This is a genomic window from Hymenobacter sp. DG25B, from assembly GCF_000801315.1.
Lineage (GTDB): Bacteria > Bacteroidota > Bacteroidia > Cytophagales > Hymenobacteraceae > Hymenobacter.
Map to the genome: position 1 here is coordinate 3,709,028 of NZ_CP010054.1, position 16,927 is coordinate 3,725,954.

A 16,927-nucleotide genomic window follows, 5' to 3' on the forward strand; every position below is an offset into this window, starting at 1 on the left:
TTAGTTGGCGGTGGGTGCCCCGTAGGGATTATGCTGCCGGATTTCCAGAAACCGATCCGGGGCGGCCAGCGGCGCGAACCCAAACTGGGTGTACAGGCCGTGCGCGTCCAGCGTGGCCAATATCCGGCGGCGCAGGCCCTGTAGCTCCGGGTGCGCCCACACTACTTCCATCAGCCACTTAGAAAGGCCCTGCCCTCTGAATTCCGGCAGCACGAAGACATCACACAGCCAGGCAAAAGTGGCGTAGTCGGTGATGATGCGGGCAAACCCAGCCAGGCGGCCATCGGGCGCATACAAGCCAAAATTGAGGGAGTTAGCAATGGCCCGCTCCACGGTAGCGTACGGAATGTCCTTGGCCCAGTAGGAATCCTCGCTCAGGTAGCGGTGAATGGCGTGTACATCCAGCTGCGAGGCGTCGGTACTGATGGTAAAGCCGGAAGGATGTTGGGCCTGATAGGGAGTCACTGCGCGTAAAAATTAAAAAGTAAGGGGCGGATGCTTTTCATCGAAGTCCGTGGCGTCCTGGTAGGCTTTCACCAGCGCCAGCAGGCGGGCCTCGCCGTACAGCGGTGCACAGAACGTAATGCTGGTGGGTAGGCCACTGGCATTAAAACCATTGGGCACGGCCACGGCCGGGTGCCCGGTGAGGTTGGTGAGAATAAGGTTAGCGCCCGCAAACGAAGGCGCCACGTAGGCATCCAGCCCCAGCAGACGCTTATCCATTTCCTCAATGAGCAGGGTGCGCACACGCTGGGCCTGCAGATACTCCACGGCCGGAATAAACCGCGACGAACGAAAAATACTGGGCCAGGCGTCGCGGCTTTGCTGCACCATCAGGCGGTCCTGGCCAGAGCGCGTGAGCTCATCAAACGCCGCCGCCGCCTCGGCCGTGAGACCAAACGTGAGGTCTACAGCGGGTAAATCGGGCAGCTCCAGGGGCACCAGCTCCACGCCCAGCTGGCGCAGCACTGTTAGCGTAGTTTGGTCGTGGGCCTGGTTGGAGTAAAGCTGGGCGAAATCAGTCTTCAGATAGCCAACCCGCAGCTTTTTCACGCTGCCCTCAAACGCATATTGGAAGCCGGCGGGAGCCAGCAAGGTAGCCGGGTCGCGCGGGTCGGGTCCGGTGAGGGCGCCCAGCACGGTGGCGCAATCCTCGGCGGAGCGGGCAATGGGGCCGGGCTTGTCCATGGTCCAGCTCAGGGCCATGGCGCCGTAGCGGCTGATGCGCCCGAAGGATGGGCGCAGGCCCGTTACCCCGCAGGCGGTGCTGGGGCTCACAATAGACCCCAAAGTCTCAGTACCAATGGCAAAGGGCACCAGGCCAGCGGAAACAGCCGCCGCGGAGCCGGCCGAGGAACCGCTGGAGCCTTTGGTAATATCCCAGGGGGTGCGGGTTTTGCCCCCATACCATACGTCGCCCATGGCCAGCTCGCCCAAAGTAAATTTGGCCACCAGCACGGCGCCGGCTTCCTGCAGGCGGATAACTACGGCCGCATCTTCCTGCAGCACCTGCTCTTTATAGGGCACCGAGCCCCAGGTGGTGCGGTAGGTTTTGGTGCTGAACAAGTCCTTAATACCATAAGGCACGCCGTGCAGTGGCCCCCGGTAGCGCCCACGCTTTATTTCGGCATCGGCGGTGCGGGCCTGCTGCAGGGCCAGCTCCTCCGTGAACGAGGTAACGCAGAACAGCTTCTGGTTGTAGCGCCGGAGGCGGGCCAGGAAGAATGTGGTCAGCTCTTCGGAGGTGATTTGGCGGGTGCGGAGCAGCTCGCCCAGCTGGCGCACAGAGTAATAGGCCAGCTCGTCGCGGTTGGTGGGCAGCACCACTTTACCCATTTTTGGCAGACGCCGGAAGTCCGTGGGCGGGGCAGAAGAACTGGCCCGCAGGCGCAGCGGGCGGGGGTCGAAGCTGACGGCCGGAATGACGCTGTTGGGCAACTGTACCTGGCGCACGGCCAGATAGTTGTTTCGGTAGTCTAGCAGGTCGCGGCGGGCGGAGTCCAGCTGCGCATCCGGAAAGTTCAGCCCAATCAGCTGCTGGGCGGCGCGCACCATGGGCACAGTAATGTCCGGCAGCTCGGCGGGGCGGGGCAGCATGGCGCCAGCCAACAGACCAGTAAAGCCCAGGAGCAAGGCGGGTAACAGCTTCTTCATCAGCGTGAATATACTGACAAGCAGGCAGCCGCCGCACACAGGATTATAAATTAGCCGGGGCACTTTCTTGCCCGAAAGTGTTATCTTCCAACTTAACCAGGTGCCATTTATTCATCTTTACTTCTGGCCCTATGAAAAGCTTCCTGCTCCTTGGTTGGCTGTGGCTGCTGGCAGTGGTGGCTATAGCGCAGCCCAGCACTGTGCAGGTAGGCAACACCACCGTTACGGTAACCACTTTGGCCACCCAGCTGGATACGCCCTGGGAACTGCTTTGGGGGCCTGATAACTTTCTTTGGCTGACGGAGCGCCCCGGTCGCATCAGCCGGATAAACCCGACAACGGGAGAAGTAGCTTTGTTACTCACGGTGCCCGAGGTGGCGGAGGAAGGCGAAGGCGGTTTGTTAGGTATGGCTCTGCACCCGGCCTTTGCTACCTCACCCTACGTGTATGTGGTGTACACCTACTTAGCCAGTGGCCAGATCAGGGAAAAGCTGGTGCGCTACACTTATACTGGCGGCACGCTCAACTCCCCGGTTTCCCTGATTGCGGAAATACCCGCCGCCCGCATTCATAGCGGCTCCCGCCTGCTGTTCCTGCCCGATGGTAATTTGTTAATGTCGACGGGGGATGCCGCCGACCAAAGCACTCCACAAAATACCGTCAGTCTGAATGGGAAGACGCTACGCTTGGCCCCCGATGGCAGCGTACCCGCCGATAACCCGCAGCCCGGCCAGTACCAGTACACTTTGGGCCACCGCAACCCGCAGGGCCTGGCGCTGGGGCCTAATGGCCGCATCTACAGCTCTGAGCACGGCCCCGATTCCAATGACGAGGTTAACCTGATAGAAGCGGGCCGGAATTATGGCTGGCCTACGGTGAAGGGCTTCTGTGATGAGCCCGCTGAAAAAGCCTTCTGCACTGATAAAAACGTGAAAGAGCCGTTGTTTGCCTGGTCACCCACGCTGGCAGTATCGGGGCTGGCTTATTATAACCACCCAGCCATTCCGGAGTGGCGCAACTCTTTGCTGCTGAATAGCCTGAAAGCCGGTCAACTACTACAACTGCCATTGCAGGCCGATGGGGCTAGCCTGCAAAGCCAGCCGGTCCTGATTTTCAACCGGCAGTTTGGGCGCCTGCGGGCTATTTGCGTAGCCCCCGATGGCCGCGTGTTTTTGGGCACCAGCAACCGGGACGGCTCCGGGGCAGGCACTGCCAATGATGACCAGATTCTGATGCTGCAGAACAAAGCCTATGTACCTACTGCCACTACTCCAGGAACATTGCCTTTAGCAGTTTCAGTTTGGCCTAACCCCGCTACCAGCCAGGTAGAGCTGCACCTGGCGGCCCCCTTGCCGGTAGCGGCCCAGGTTACTGTGCACGATGCGCTGGGGCGGCCAGTAGGCCACACCATGCTACCGGCGGGCCAGGCACATGCGGTGCTGCCCTTGCACCACCTGCGTGCCGGGTGGTACACGGTGCAGGTACAGAGCCCGCAACAGAAAGCTGTGGTTCGCCTTACCATTCAATAGCCCTCCTCGGCCGGTGTTTATCTTCCGCTGCTTCTCGTGTACTTTTGGTCTTCTGACTTATAATGTATAAGAGGCATTTTCGATACTTCAGCAGCGGCTATATGGGTAAAGCGTTACACGCATCAGGTAAATTATGGCTGCTTCTGATTTTGTTCCTGCTGCCCCAGGCTCTCCGGGCCTCGCACGCCCAGGGCGGACAGCTTACCTATGAGGCCCTCGGCAACAATGAGTACCGTATTACGTGCCGCTTTTTCCGGGACTGCTCCGGCGAAAAGCTACCCGATGAAGTCCGGCTGGACTACCGCGCCAGCGGCACCGGCTGCGTGGATCTGGACCCGCTGAGTGGCTATCTGATGATACCCCGAACCGGTGCTGTTACGCTGGGCAACCCCTACTGCACGGCCCTGGGCACGCAGCCGCCCTGCGGCCCCCGCCAGGCTACTAACTATCAAACGGCGCAGTACCAGACCACGCTTACCCTCCCGCCCAATGCGGAGTGGCGCCTGTTTGTAACCATTGCCTCCCGGCCGCAAGTAGCCAACCTGCCCGGTGGCCTTTCGGAGGTGGAGCCGCTGCACTTTGAAGCTATTCTGCGCACCCGGGTGGGCACTACGGACCTGCAGAATACCTCGCCCCAGTTTCTGGAACAGGATATTCCGGTGCCGTTTGTGTGCTGGCGCCAGCCCACCACGCTTACCTTCTCGGCTACGGAGCCCGACGGCGACTCGCTGGTGTATGACCTGGCCGACGCAATGAATGGCTGCAGCGAGACGCTGCGCTGGGGCACCTACCCCGGCAGCATTGATGATACCAACCCGCAGTGCCGCGTTATCGACCCCGGCGGAAAGTACTCAGCCCGCTTTCCTATTCCGTCCTTCCGGCCGGGCACCTGCGCCGGCGGCAATAGCCTGGCAGTGCCCGATTTCCGCATCAACGATTTTAACCGCAGCGTTACCTTCCGGCCGGCGCTATATACCCCGGGAACCGAGACGGCCCAGCAGGCCCAGAATAAGTATGTGCTGGTGGTGCAGATTAAAGAGTACCGCTACCTGGAGGGGGAATGGGTAATGATTGGTCTGGTGCGGCGCGACATGCTGGTGATTGTACAGGACTGCCAGGAAAACCGGGTGCCTAACCCGCCCATCGTCAGTGCGCCGGCTGCCCCGGACGTCCGCATACTCAACACCGACTCTACCCTGATAGAAGTACCCGCCGGCCGCCTGACCACGGCGCGCATTGACTTCTCTGACCCCAACCCCACCGACCAGCTTACGGTAACCATGCCCGAGCTGGCGCCCGGCTCCCCCACCCTCTCCAACCCGGAGTTCCTGCCCTCGGCCGTAGGCACCCTGGCGCTTTCCGATAACAACACCAGCCACCCCATCGGTCAGCTGCGGCTGCAGCCCGATGCCCGCTATATCGGCCAGACTTTCCGGATTCCGCTGCGCATTCAAGACAATGCCTGCCCTACCCGGGCCGTGCAAAACCGAGTGGTAGTGGTGCGCGTGGTGCCCGCCTTAGTGGTTAAGCCCTTTGGCAGCTACAATGTATTCACGCCCAACGGCGACGCCCGCAACGAAACCTTTGCGTTTGACAGCCTGCCCGACGACTGCCAGCTGCAGATTTTTAACCGCTGGGGCCGCCTGGTGCGCCGGTACACCCGCTACCAGAACAACTGGAATGGCGACGGCCAGCCCACTGGCCTTTATTACTACATTCTCACGCCGCCCACCGGCCCGGCTACTAAAGGCTGGGTGCAGTTAATCCGGTAAGCTCAAAAGGCTGATAAGAACCTAGCCGGCCTCCTGCTCCAGGCGGTGCCGCTCATTTTTCACCACGTTGGAAATCACCCAGGGAATTTCCCGGTCGAAGGCGTGCTGGCGCACGGGGCAGTCGGGCATGCGGCAGTGAGAGCAGGCGGCAAAGGTGCAGGGGTCCGGGTGCACAAACATTTCCACTTCCACATCAAAGCGGCCGCGCACTACCTGCTCTATATTGTGCAGCTCGGTGTGGGTTTCTTCTAGGCTGAAATAGTAGGGCAGCGTAAAGTGGCAGTCGATGTGCAGATTGGCGCCGTAGCGCAGCACCCGCAGGTTGTGCACGTCTATCCAGGCGGGCTGCCGGTGCGCGCTCAGCTCGGAAATAACCTGTTCCACCGTCGTCACATCCGACTCATCCATCAGCCCCGACACCGAGCGGCGCACCATACGGTAGCCATTCACCACAATGATAACGCCCAGAATCAGGGCCGCAATAGAGTCAAAAAGAACATTGCCCGTAAGCACTACCAGCAGCAGAGCCACCACCGAAACCAGCGTGCTGACCGAATCCAGGTACAGGTGCTGTCCATCGCCAATTAAGGCCACGGAATGGTGCTTTTTTCCGGCCCTAATCAGCAAAAAGCCTACTACTAAGTTTACCAGGGCCGTGAAGCTCAGCAGCGCCATGCCCCAGTCGGGCCGGGCCAGCGCATGCGGGTGCATCAGGCTTTGAATGGCCGAATGGAAGATGTAAAAGCCGGCCGAGAGAATCAGTGCCCCCTCAAACCCGATAGACAAATACTCAATCTTGCCGTGGCCGTAGGGGTGGTTTTCGTCTTTGGGCAGGCTGGCCAGGTAAATACTATAGAGTGCAAAGCCGCTAGTCGCCACGTTAATAATAGACTCCAGGGCATCGGTCAGTACCGCCTGTGAGCGGGTGAGGAAGTAGGCATAAAACTTCACCCCCACCAATGCCAGACTTACCACCAGCGACAAAAGACCAAACCGCAACTTCACCGACGACAACATAAAGCAGAAAATGGGAGCTAAAGTGTAAAAGTCCGGAAAGAAACCGGTCCGCTAAAACCTTTTGCTTTATTCAGGGTATTTATACTGGCTTAAAAATATTTTTAGATTGATCTAAAATTCCGTTCTTTGTGGAAACCAGTTCCTCTGCCCCTATGCCAGTCACCGTTCCGCCGCCTGTTCCGGCACCACCTCAGGAAGCGCCGCTAACCGGGTGGCGGCGGCCCCGGCATGCGCCTTCGCTGGGTGAAATTTTTGGCTCGGTGAAAGTGCCCCCGGCCAGCGCTTCCTTCTGGCGCAAGCTGTTTGCTTTCTGGGGGCCGGGCCTGATGGTGGCCGTGGGGTATATGGACCCCGGCAACTGGGCCACCGACCTGGCCGGCGGTTCCCGCTACGGCTATACGCTGCTTTCCGTTATTCTGATTTCGAATTTGTTTGCCATGCTGCTCCAGCACCTGGCAGCCAAGCTGGGCATTGTAACCGGCCGGGACCTGGCCCAGGCCTGCCGCGACCATTACTCCAAACCCGTGGCCATGGTGCTGTGGGTACTCTGCGAAATTGCTATTGCCGCCTGCGACCTGGCGGAGGTCATCGGCTCAGCCATTGCCCTGAATCTGCTGTTTGGCTTGCCGCTGACCTGGGGCGTAGTGCTCACTATCCTGGACGTGCTGGTAGTGCTGATGCTGCAAAGCCGTGGCTTCCGGGTGCTGGAAAGCATTGTAGGCGGCCTGATTATGCTGATTTTCGGGTGTTTCCTGTACGAAATCATCGTTTCAAACCCTGATTATTTTGCCCTGCTGCAGGGCCTGGTGCCTCAGCCAGAGGTGGTAACCAACCCCCAGATGCTGTATGTAGCCATTGGTATTCTGGGGGCTACCGTAATGCCGCACAACCTCTACCTGCACTCCAGCATTGTGCAGACGCGCGCCATTGAGCAGAACGAAGCCGGCCGGCGCATGGCTATCAAGTTTGCTACTATTGACTCTACTTTAGCCTTGTTTCTGGCCTTTTTCGTGAATGCCGCCATCCTGATTATGGCCGCGGCGGCCTTCCATAATACAGGCAACCAAAACGTGGCCGATATCAATGAAGCGCATCAGCTCCTGAGCCCGGTACTGGGCGCCGGCGCGGCCAGTATGGTATTTGCCGTGGCGCTGCTGGCCTCCGGTCAGAACTCCACCCTCACGGGTACCCTGGCCGGGCAAATTGTGATGGAAGGCTTTCTGGATCTGAAGTTAAAGCTCTGGTTGCGGCGGTTAATTACCCGCGGCATTGCGGTGGTACCGGCCTTCATTGTAACGCTGCTGTACGGAGAAAAAGGCACCGGCGAGCTGCTGGTCCTCAGCCAGGTTATTCTCTCCTTCCAGCTCAGCTTTGCCGTAGTGCCGCTGGTGCTGTTCACGGGCAGTAAAGCCAAAATGGGCGTGTTCGTCAACAAACCCTGGGTGCAGGTCGTGGCGTGGCTTATTTCAGCCATTATTATTCTACTCAACGTGTACCTGCTGGTCCAGACTTTCTGGGGCTAGGCTTCACCACCTGCTATGTCTGTATTCTTCTCAGCCTGGCCGCTTCTGCTGGCAGGCCTGCTGGTTGCGCCTGCCCTGGCCGCCCAAACCATGCCCAATAAACCCGAGGCGGATTCCCTGCACCAGCTGAAACGCGGCTATACCCTGCTGCGGCCCACGCCCACGGCCCTGCTGCGCCCCCTCAGCACCGACCGGCCCGACGTTACGGAAAGTGCCTATACCCTGGATGCGGGGCATTTTCAGCTGGAATCCGAACTACTGCGCTTTACCCGCCAGCGCGAGAACGGCCGGTTGCAGGAGCAGGAAATAGCCCTCAACCACATCAACCTAAAAATGGGTTTGAGCCGCACAACAGATATAGAGGCCGTTATTGAAACCTACACCTGGCAGAAAGATAAAAGCATCGGCGAGGTGCAGCGCAGGCAAGGCTTCGGCGACCTGACCCTGCGTCTCAAGCGCAACGTGTGGGGCAATGAAGGCGGCACTACCGCCCTGGCACTGCTGCCCTTTATTACGCTGCCTATGGGCCAGGAGGTAGGGGATAAAGCCGTAGAAGGCGGCCTGGCTACGCCCTTTGTCTGGCAGCTTCCCGCCGACTGGACCCTGGGCTCGCAGCTAAAAGCGTCCCTGCTGCACGATGAGGACGCCAAAGAGCATTTCCTGGAGCTGGCGCCCAGCATCACGGCCGGCCACGATATATACAGAAGCCTGGCTGGCTTTGCCGAAGTCTCCTCCACCTGGGATACCCGCAGCGCCAGCTGGCAGGCCACCTTTGATACCGGCCTCACGCTGGGCCTGGGGGAAAATGCCCAGCTGGATGCCGGCACCTATCTGCCGCTAACCCATGCCACCGCGGCCAGCTGGTTTCTGGGCCTGAGCTTCCGACGCTAACCACGGGACAATCCATAAAAAAGCCTGCCTTTTATGTAAAGGCAGGCTTTTTTAATGGCAAACGATGAGTTGCTTACAGGCGAGCCCCTACTACTACGGTGCGCTTATACTCCCGCTTCGTGCCGCCCTTGGGCTGCAACAGCTGAATATGGAGCAGGTAATACCCAACGGTAGCTTTTCGCCCCTGGTCCGTGAGGCCGTCCCACTGCACAAAGCCCTTGGTAGCCAGGGTTTCGTTGCGCACCAGGCGGCGCACCAACCGGCCCTGGGCATCATAAATGGTAACGCTGGCCAGGTTGCCGGGCTCATTGAGGGTGTAGTTGAGAGTGGTAAAATCTTTCTCTCCGTCTCCATCCGGGGTAAACACTTCGGGCTCCAGCGTAAAGAGCTTGCTGCCATTAGGGTCCTCCTGATACTGCGAGTTGCGGCGCCCCGGCGTGGCATAGCCCACGCTGCCGGCGGCCGAGTGGAAGTTAGCCGCCGTGCTGGGCCCCTCCGGCCGAATACGCTCCAACGACACGCCATTCACATCAGAAAGCACCGCCAGGTGCTGCTTGGCACTATACGCTACCTGATCCAGCACCACGCCCTGTGCCGTTTTCACTACTACCTGGCCGGCATCATCGGGGAATGACGGCAGGGAAGTCATTAACAGGAAGGCGGCGGGGTCGTGGGTGGGGTAATGCGCCTGCACGATATCGGGGCGGGTGGTGAGCACCAGCAGCTGGCCGGGAGCCAGCACGTACGTGTCCTCGCTAATGGTTTCGGCATCCAGACCGCCATCGGCCATGATATTGCCTAGCTGAGCCTCCTGCAGGTCCAGGTATTTGCCGGAGCGGTTCAGCAGCTCCACAAAATCAACGCCGCCGGTGCGAGGGTTAAACAGGATTTCATTGATGACTATATCTCCCACCTCCGCTACCGAGGGTAACGCAAAAGTGGCAGAGGTAGCCGGGCCGGCCGCATTGCCCACGCAGTCGGTGGCGCTTTGCACCTGCACCGTTACCTGCTGGCTGGGCTGCAGGGCCGTATTCAGTTCCAGATCTACCGTCTGAAAACCGGGCGAGGCTACCACTACCTTCGTAATGGTGGGGCCGCCCGTTAGCGTGTACAGCACCGGGTTGGCAGCGGCTACGCTATCCAGCTTCTCAGCAAAGTACAGCCGAACGGTGGTGGCATTAATGGCCACTGCTTTCTGCAGCACCGGGGCGGTATGGTCGCCGTTGGTGGCCTGCACGGAGTTGGCCTTGCCGGGGGTGCCGCCACTGGCGTCGTTGCTGGCCGTCCAGTTCTCGATGCCGGCGCACGGGTTGGTGGTATCTACCATTTCCAGTGCCCAGCCGCCCTCTTTCTTTCCACCATCCTTGTACCAAGTATCCGAATAGCTGACGGAAAACAGGGTTTTGCCGTCGCGGGCACGCAGCACCAGCTGGTCGCCGCTGTTGTTGAGGCTGGGGAAGTTACTCAGGGCAAATACTTTTCCGTAGCTGGCAAACAAACTGCCTCGGGTGCTGCCGCATACCACCGCATACTCGCCGGGCTGCAGGGAAGCACCGGCCGGGAATACGGCTACTGTGCTGCTGCCCAGCTTCAGCAACCGGATGCCCGCCAGACTGATAACCTGGGTGGTTGGGTTGAAAATCTCCAGATACTCCGAGGCCGGCAAACCAACCACCGGCGACTCATCGGCCAGAATTTCAGTGATGAGCACCTGATTGACGCCGGGTTGCACGGCAAAGCCGCTGTTTACAAACTCCACCTGCGCGGGCGTGGCCAGCGTATTGCCAAACAGGTCGGCTACCTGCTGCACCGTTAGGGTATTGGTGCCCAGTGGCAGGTCGGTGGCCAGGGTCAGGTGCACCAGAGTATTATCGGTGGCGTCGCGCACGGCAGCACTTACAGAGGGAGTGCTGTTTTTTAGCTGATAATTGGAAGCCAGCTGGGTTTCGGTTACGGCTTCGGAGAATTGCACATCGAGCTGTCGGGCCGCTGTGGGCGTTACGGTTAGTGGCTGGGGCGCCTGCTGGTCGCTGACGCGGAAATCATCGAAGTAAAAACTGCGGCTGTTAGAAGAGGAATACGTGAGAGCAATGCCCAAGTAGTTGCTGGTGTGGTAGGTGGCATCGGTAGCAGTACCCTCGGTGGTATAGCTCTGGCCGGTGCCGGTCAGGTCGGTTTCCAGGGTCCAGGTATCATTGGCGGCGCGGGTTACCCGCACGCGCACCACGTTGTTGTTGCTGGAGTTCAGGGACTGGTCGCGGCCGTTTATCACGTAGGCCGCGCTGGTGGAGGCATCTTTGCGAAACAGGCTTATTTCATCGGGCGTGCCGCCCAGGCGCACATAGTAGCCGTGGTTGGTGGTGGCCCGCAGGTCGTTTTGGTCGGAGAGCAGCCACACATCGGCCAGGTTCCCGCTGCTGGTGGCCAGCTTCAGGTTGGCGTAGAACTCCCACGTAGTGCCGGAGACAGCCAGGCTGGGCGTGACCAGCTGCAGGCTGGTGCCCGTTACGGCGGGGCCGTTGCTTTGCAGCTGCAGCGCGGTGTTTACTTCAAAGCTGGCAACGTCTCCCGTCCAGGCAGGATTTTCGACGAAATTTCCATCGGTGAAAGACTCACTTAACTGTGCCTGGGCTGGAACAGCGCCTGCTATAAGAAAAAGAAGAAGGCCGGCAAGGAGAGAAAGATGCGCAAAACGGGGCGCCAACGCGGAGGAAACGTGGTTCACGAGGGAAACTGACAAAAAAGAAAGGGGCAACCCGGCCGGGCACATGCCGGATCATGCATCTAAGTAACTGGCTTTTCCCGACATTTGCCACGTTTTGGGCTTTGCCCGAAGCTTCATTTTTTGCTGCACGATTTTATGAAAGTCGCAATTGTAGGTGCCACCGGCCTGGTTGGGGGCGAAATGCTGAAAGTGCTGGCCGAACGCCGGTTTCCCGTTACCGAGCTACTGCCCGTTGCCTCGGAAAAATCAGTGGGTCAGGAAATCGAATTTCAGGGCCGGAAATTCAAAGTAGTGAGCATGGACGACGCCATTGCGGCCCGGCCGGACGTAGCCATTTTCTCGGCGGGCGGCTCCGTGTCCAAAGAGCAGGCGCCCCGGTTTGCGGCAGTGGGCACCGTGGTAATTGACAACTCCTCGGCCTGGCGCATGGACCCCACCAAAAAACTGGTAGTGCCCGAAATCAACGCCAAAGCCCTCACCCCCGAAGATAAAATCATTGCCAACCCCAACTGCTCCACCATTCAGATGGTGCTGGCCCTGCACACCCTGCACGATGCCTACCGCATCCGGCGCATTGTGGTAAGCACCTACCAGAGCGTGACGGGCACCGGAAAAAAAGCCGTGGACCAGCTTATGCAGGAGCGCGCCGGCACTGAGGTAACCAACCCCGCTTATCCGCACCGCATCGACCTGAACGTGCTGCCCCACATTGATGTATTCGAGGACAACGGCTACACCAAGGAGGAGATGAAGATGGTGAAGGAAACCAAGAAAATCATGGGCGACGACTCCATTCAGGTAACGGCCACCACCGTGCGCATCCCCGTAATGGGTGGCCACTCAGAGTCTGTGAACGTGGAGTTTGAGCAGGAATTCGAACTGGCCGACGTCTATAAAATCCTGGCCAAAACCGAAGGCGTGGAAGTAGTAGATGACCCAGCGCAGAACCGCTACCCCATGCCCAAAGATGCTCACGGCAAAGATGCCGTGCTGGTAGGCCGCATCCGCCGCGACGAGTCCCAACCCCGCACCCTGAACCTGTGGGTAGTGGCTGATAACCTGCGGAAAGGTGCCGCTACCAATGCCGTGCAGATAGCGGAGAAAATGCTGAAAATGGGGCTACTGAAGTAGCCCCATTTTTTTATTTAAATAACTATTGCCGTCTTTACTATGCTACGTGGATTCCGGGCGCTACTATGGAGCGCCGTTATTCTTGCAAGTTCGTCCCAGCTGCAAGCTCAAAGTCAGAATGGCCCTGATGGGAATGCAGTGTATACGTATGTTGAGCAGATGCCCGTATTTCCCGGCGGGCAACAGGCTTTATTTCAGACCCTGGGCCAGACGTTAGTTTACCCCACAGAGGCCTTGCGGCAGCGTGTAGCAGGAACTGTATTTGTTACTTTTGTAGTGGCCACTACTGGTATGCCGTCGAACATTAAAGTTAACAAGGCCAATAACCCTTTGCTTGATGCGGAAGCGGTAAGAGCCGTGAGTAGCCTACCGGCTTTTATTCCGGGCAAGCAAGTGGGCCGCCCCGTTCCGGTTGCTTTCACTATCCCCATTCGTTTTGTGCTGCCACCTAATCTGGATCAGATTTTGGCGTACCGGGATAGTGTAGAGAGTGCCCAAAAGCAAGTTCCTTTAGTGCCAGGCAATAAGTAAAAATCTGTTCCCTGAGCTCAGAGTTGCTGGGTATGAATCAACTAAACACACCGCCCGCAAAATCCACTACCGCCCGGCAGGTCACTTCGGGTTCTTCAAAGTAGCCCAGGTGGCCTACATTACTAAGCAGTAGTGCATGGCTTTGGGCGGGCAGCGCCAGTTGCGGCAGAATACTCTCTACCGATACGGCCACGTCCTCTTTTCCTACAATAAACAGCACCGGGAACCGGGCATTGCGCAGCACGTGCGTCCGGTCGGGCCGGTCCCGCATGGCTTGCAGGGCGCCTAGTACGGTTTCCTGCGGAGTGGCTTTGCCGATATCCTCCAGAAACTCGCGGCGCTCCAGCAGCCGTTCCCGGTTCACGGGCGCAAACAGCGGCCGGATAAAGGACTCCATAAATTTCTCCACCCCATTGCGGCGCACAAAGTCCATGTTCTTGTTGCGGTTAGCTTTCTTCTCGTCCGGGTCGGGCAGGGCGGTGGAGTGGAACAGCACCAAACCGGCTACCATTTCCGGGTAGCGCTCAGCAAAGGCCAGCGCCACGTAGCCGCCCATGCTGTGGCACACCAGCAGGGCTTTCTCCACATTTTTCTGGCGCAGCTGCTCCGCCACATAGCGGGCCTGCGCTTCCATGGAATAGTCCCGAATATCGTGCACGTTAGTGCCGTGGCCCAGCAGGTTCAGGGTGAGCAAACGATACTCGTCCGGAAAGCCGCGGGTAAAGTCCGTCCAGACCTCGCGCGATTCGCCGAAGCCGTGGAGGAAGAGCAACGTGGGATGTAAATCAGACATGTACTGCTGGCCTTGTAGTAATAATAGTGGAAGCCAAAAGTAGGCAATCTAGGGAGACCGTAATGGTGGGTTTCCGCAAACAAAAAAACCAGGACCTTACTGGCCCTGGCTTTTATTCTGGCTTAGATAAGGCGCTGGTTTAGCGGTGGCTCATCTTCACTACTTTTTGCTGATTCCCCTGGCGGATGGTCAGGTAGTACACGCCTACTGGCCAGCTGGTGGCCTGCGGTAGCTTCAGCTCCTGCTCACCGGCCGCGTTGTAGGTCATGGTTTTCTGCAGCAGGCGCTGCCCCAGTACATCATGCACGGTGATGGACACCGGGCCCGCACCCAGGGTGTTGAACTGCACCGTTACCGTATTCTCGTACGGGTTCGGGAACACACCGGCCTGGAAGGTATGCGCTGCTGCAGGAACCTGCACGGAACGCACAACCGAGGTGGCAGATTTCTTATCCAGATCAACTTGGCGCAAGCGGTAGAAGACAGTACCCACCGTAGCTTGGGTTAGCGTCATGTCATCATACTTATAGTCCGTGCGGGTAGTTGCTGTACCAGCGCCGGTCACCTGACCTACAACTTTAAAAGTGCGGCCGCCATCCAGGCTGCGCTCTACATCAAAGTAGGCACTGTTCCGCTCAGAAGCCGTAGCCCAGTTGAGGGTGGGGTGTTTACCTGTCCAGGTAGCCGTGAAGCTCGTCAACTCAACTGGCAGAGGCGCCGATACAGTTACCGTTACTTGCTGTGTGTTGAGGCAGCCGGAAGCACTAGTGCCCGTTACGGTGTAGGTAGTTGTAGCGGTGGGGCTAGCATTTACAGTAGCGCCCGTTGTAACGTCCAACCCATCTGCCGGCGACCAGGAGTAGGAAGCAGCACCACTAGCTGTAAGAGTAGTAGATGACCCTTTATTGATAGTAGCATCCGCAGGCGTTACCTCAATAGCAGGCTTGGGATTTACGGTTACTGTTACGGTAAAGGTGCTCTGGCAGCCGTTGGCATTGGTACCCGTAACCGTATAGTCCGTTGTGGTAGTGGGTGAAGCAATTACTGTGGCACCCGTCGTTGTGTTCAGGCCCGCAGCCGGCGACCAAGTGTAGGAAGTAGCTGGGTTAGCACCTGTGCTAGAAGCCGTAAGGGTATTAGAGTTACCCTCACATATGGAGGCTGAAGCTGGAGTTGCCGATACTACCGGCAAGGAATTCACAGTAATTGTGATTACCCGAGGATTAGTTTGATTACATCCGAAGCTGCTGATTCCCACTACCTCATATTGCGTAGTGGCGCTTGGGGTCACGGTCAACGAAGCAGAGGTTTCTCCAGTTAATGTAGTAAAGGCACCTGTAGTCCCCAGTCTGCTACGCCACCGGTAACTAGACACGTCTGTGCCAGTGGTAGTGAGTGTAATCTGCGTTCCACTGCAAACAGGTGAACCAGGATTTGAGGTGATGGCCGTAATCGTGGGCAGTGGGTTCACCGTCACTGTTACTGTAGCCGTGCTTGTGCAGCCGTTGGCGTTTGTGCCAGTTACCGTATAGGTATAGTCGCCAGGCGTAGTAGAATTAAATACGGGGTTGGCAATGGTCGCATCACTGAGGTTCGTGGCCGGTAACCAGCTGTAGGTGGTAGCACCGCTAGCCGTTAGCTGGCGATTTACGCCTGCACAAACAGAGGGCGAAGCTGGTGATATTATGATAGTGGGCAGCGGGTTGACGGTTACCGTAACGCTGGTCGTGCTGCTGCAACCGCTGGCACTGGTACCCGTCACCGTGTAGGTAGTGGTGGTGGTCGGGTTAGCTGTTACCGTGGCGCCCGTCGCGGCGCTCAGGCCCGTGGTCGGCGACCAAGTGTAGGTGGAAGCGCCGCTGGCCGTCAGACTCGTCGAGCTACCCGCACAAATGGCCGGGGCAGCAGGCGTCACCACAACCGTGGGCAGTGGATTGACGGTTACCGTAACGGTAGTCGTGTTGGTGCAACCGCTGGCACTGGTACCCGTCACCGTGTAGGTAGTGGTGGTGGTCGGGTTAGCCGTTACCGTGGCGCCCGTCGCGGCGCTCAGGCCCGTGGTCGGCGACCAAGTGTAGGTGGAAGCGCCGCTGGCCGTCAGGCTCGTCGAGCTACCCGCACAAATGGCCGGGGCAGCAGGCGTCACCACAACTGTAGGCAGTGGATTCACCGTAATGGTGAGTGTTCGGACTGCACTATTAGCACAGCCAAAGCTGCTGAGTCCCACAACTTGGTATTGGGTGCTCTCACCTGGAGTAACCGTCAGCGAAGCAGAGGTCTCCCCGGTTATAATGAAATAGCTACCAGTGCTACCTGCAGGACGTGAGCTCCAGCGATACCCAGAAACATTAGTACCAGTGGTAGTGAGGGTAACTTCTGTGCCAAGGCAAATAGGCGAAGCCGGATTAGACGTAATGGCCGTAATAGTGGGCAGCGGATTCACCGTCACATCAACCGTACGCTGGGTGGAAGAGCAGTTAGTATTGCTGGCTACCACCCCATAAGTATAGATGGTCTGGCTGGTAACCGAAGGAGCGGTGGTGCTATACGTGTTGGTCGTGGTCGTAGCCAGCGTGGTGGTCGTGCCGTTAAGCGTACGCGTCCAGGTGTAGTTGGCCGCGTTGCTGGCCGTGGCCGTCAGCGTCACAGTGTTGCCCGAGCAAATCGGACTGGGTGTGCCCGTCAGGGCCGACACTACCGGTGTTGGATTTACCGTAACGGTAACCTGCTTAGTAGCCGTACCGCAAGAGGAACTAGTCGCGGTGACAGTATATGTTGTAGTAACTGTAGGATTAGCCGTTACAGTTGCGCCAGTGGGTGTGTTCAGGCCTGTTGCAGGAGACCAGCTGTAGGTAATAGTA

General features: G+C 58.4%; 12 protein-coding genes. 6 read left to right on the forward strand and 6 right to left on the reverse strand.

Features of this window, described 5'->3' with window-relative positions; all coding sequences use genetic code 11:
- Both PK28_RS15995 and PK28_RS16000 read right to left on the reverse strand, forming a co-directional pair.
- Positions 1-465: a GNAT family N-acetyltransferase gene (locus PK28_RS15995; RefSeq protein ID WP_044515634.1), complete on the reverse strand. Its 465-nt coding sequence runs from the start codon at positions 463-465 to the stop codon at positions 1-3.
- Between the two features lie 12 nt (positions 466-477).
- Positions 478-2,154 carry an amidase gene (locus PK28_RS16000; RefSeq protein WP_044515637.1) on the reverse strand — a complete coding sequence of 559 codons (1,677 nt, stop codon included), beginning with the start codon at positions 2,152-2,154 and terminating at the stop codon, positions 478-480.
- A gap of 131 nt (positions 2,155-2,285) precedes the next feature.
- On the opposite strand from PK28_RS16000, the gene PK28_RS16005 reads away from it, so the two are divergent.
- A complete protein-coding gene (locus tag PK28_RS16005) occupies positions 2,286-3,683 on the forward strand; it encodes a PQQ-dependent sugar dehydrogenase (RefSeq protein WP_052430576.1) in 1,398 nt (465 codons plus the stop codon).
- Between the two features lie 149 nt (positions 3,684-3,832).
- Complete coding sequence (locus tag PK28_RS16010; protein ID WP_044515640.1) at positions 3,833-5,455, forward strand: T9SS type B sorting domain-containing protein; 1,623 nt, start codon at positions 3,833-3,835, stop codon at positions 5,453-5,455.
- A 21-nt stretch (positions 5,456-5,476) separates the two neighbouring features.
- Here PK28_RS16010 and PK28_RS16015 read toward each other — a convergent pair whose 3' ends face one another.
- Entirely contained in the window at positions 5,477-6,472 is a 996-nt protein-coding gene (locus PK28_RS16015; protein WP_044515643.1) for a cation diffusion facilitator family transporter, read from the reverse strand.
- A gap of 152 nt (positions 6,473-6,624) precedes the next feature.
- Here PK28_RS16015 and PK28_RS16020 point away from each other — a divergent pair, with 152 nt between their 5' ends.
- Complete coding sequence (locus PK28_RS16020) at positions 6,625-7,995, forward strand: Nramp family divalent metal transporter (RefSeq protein WP_044515646.1); 1,371 nt, start codon at positions 6,625-6,627, stop codon at positions 7,993-7,995.
- A gap of 15 nt (positions 7,996-8,010) precedes the next feature.
- Entirely contained in the window at positions 8,011-8,886 is an 876-nt protein-coding gene (locus PK28_RS16025; RefSeq protein ID WP_044515648.1) for a transporter, read from the forward strand.
- A gap of 73 nt (positions 8,887-8,959) precedes the next feature.
- Here PK28_RS16025 and PK28_RS16030 read toward each other — a convergent pair whose 3' ends face one another.
- Positions 8,960-11,626 (reverse strand): lamin tail domain-containing protein, encoded by a 2,667-nt coding sequence (locus tag PK28_RS16030; protein WP_044515650.1) that lies wholly within the window; start codon positions 11,624-11,626, stop codon positions 8,960-8,962.
- Between the two features lie 120 nt (positions 11,627-11,746).
- Between PK28_RS16030 and PK28_RS16035 the strand changes: the two genes are divergently transcribed.
- Both PK28_RS16035 and PK28_RS16040 read left to right on the forward strand, forming a co-directional pair.
- Entirely contained in the window at positions 11,747-12,742 is a 996-nt protein-coding gene (locus tag PK28_RS16035) for an aspartate-semialdehyde dehydrogenase (protein ID WP_044517386.1), read from the forward strand.
- A gap of 39 nt (positions 12,743-12,781) precedes the next feature.
- A complete protein-coding gene (locus PK28_RS16040) occupies positions 12,782-13,273 on the forward strand; it encodes an energy transducer TonB (RefSeq protein WP_082017161.1) in 492 nt (163 codons plus the stop codon).
- 37 nt (positions 13,274-13,310) lie between these two features.
- Here the strand turns inward: PK28_RS16040 and PK28_RS16045 are convergent, their stop codons facing one another.
- Both PK28_RS16045 and PK28_RS20775 read right to left on the reverse strand, forming a co-directional pair.
- Positions 13,311-14,066, reverse strand: coding sequence for an alpha/beta fold hydrolase (locus PK28_RS16045; protein WP_044515653.1), 756 nt, complete (start codon positions 14,064-14,066; stop codon positions 13,311-13,313).
- A 139-nt stretch (positions 14,067-14,205) separates the two neighbouring features.
- Complete coding sequence (locus PK28_RS20775; RefSeq protein WP_197070430.1) at positions 14,206-16,713, reverse strand: Ig-like domain-containing protein; 2,508 nt, start codon at positions 16,711-16,713, stop codon at positions 14,206-14,208.
- Positions 16,714-16,927: the final 214 nt, after the last annotated feature.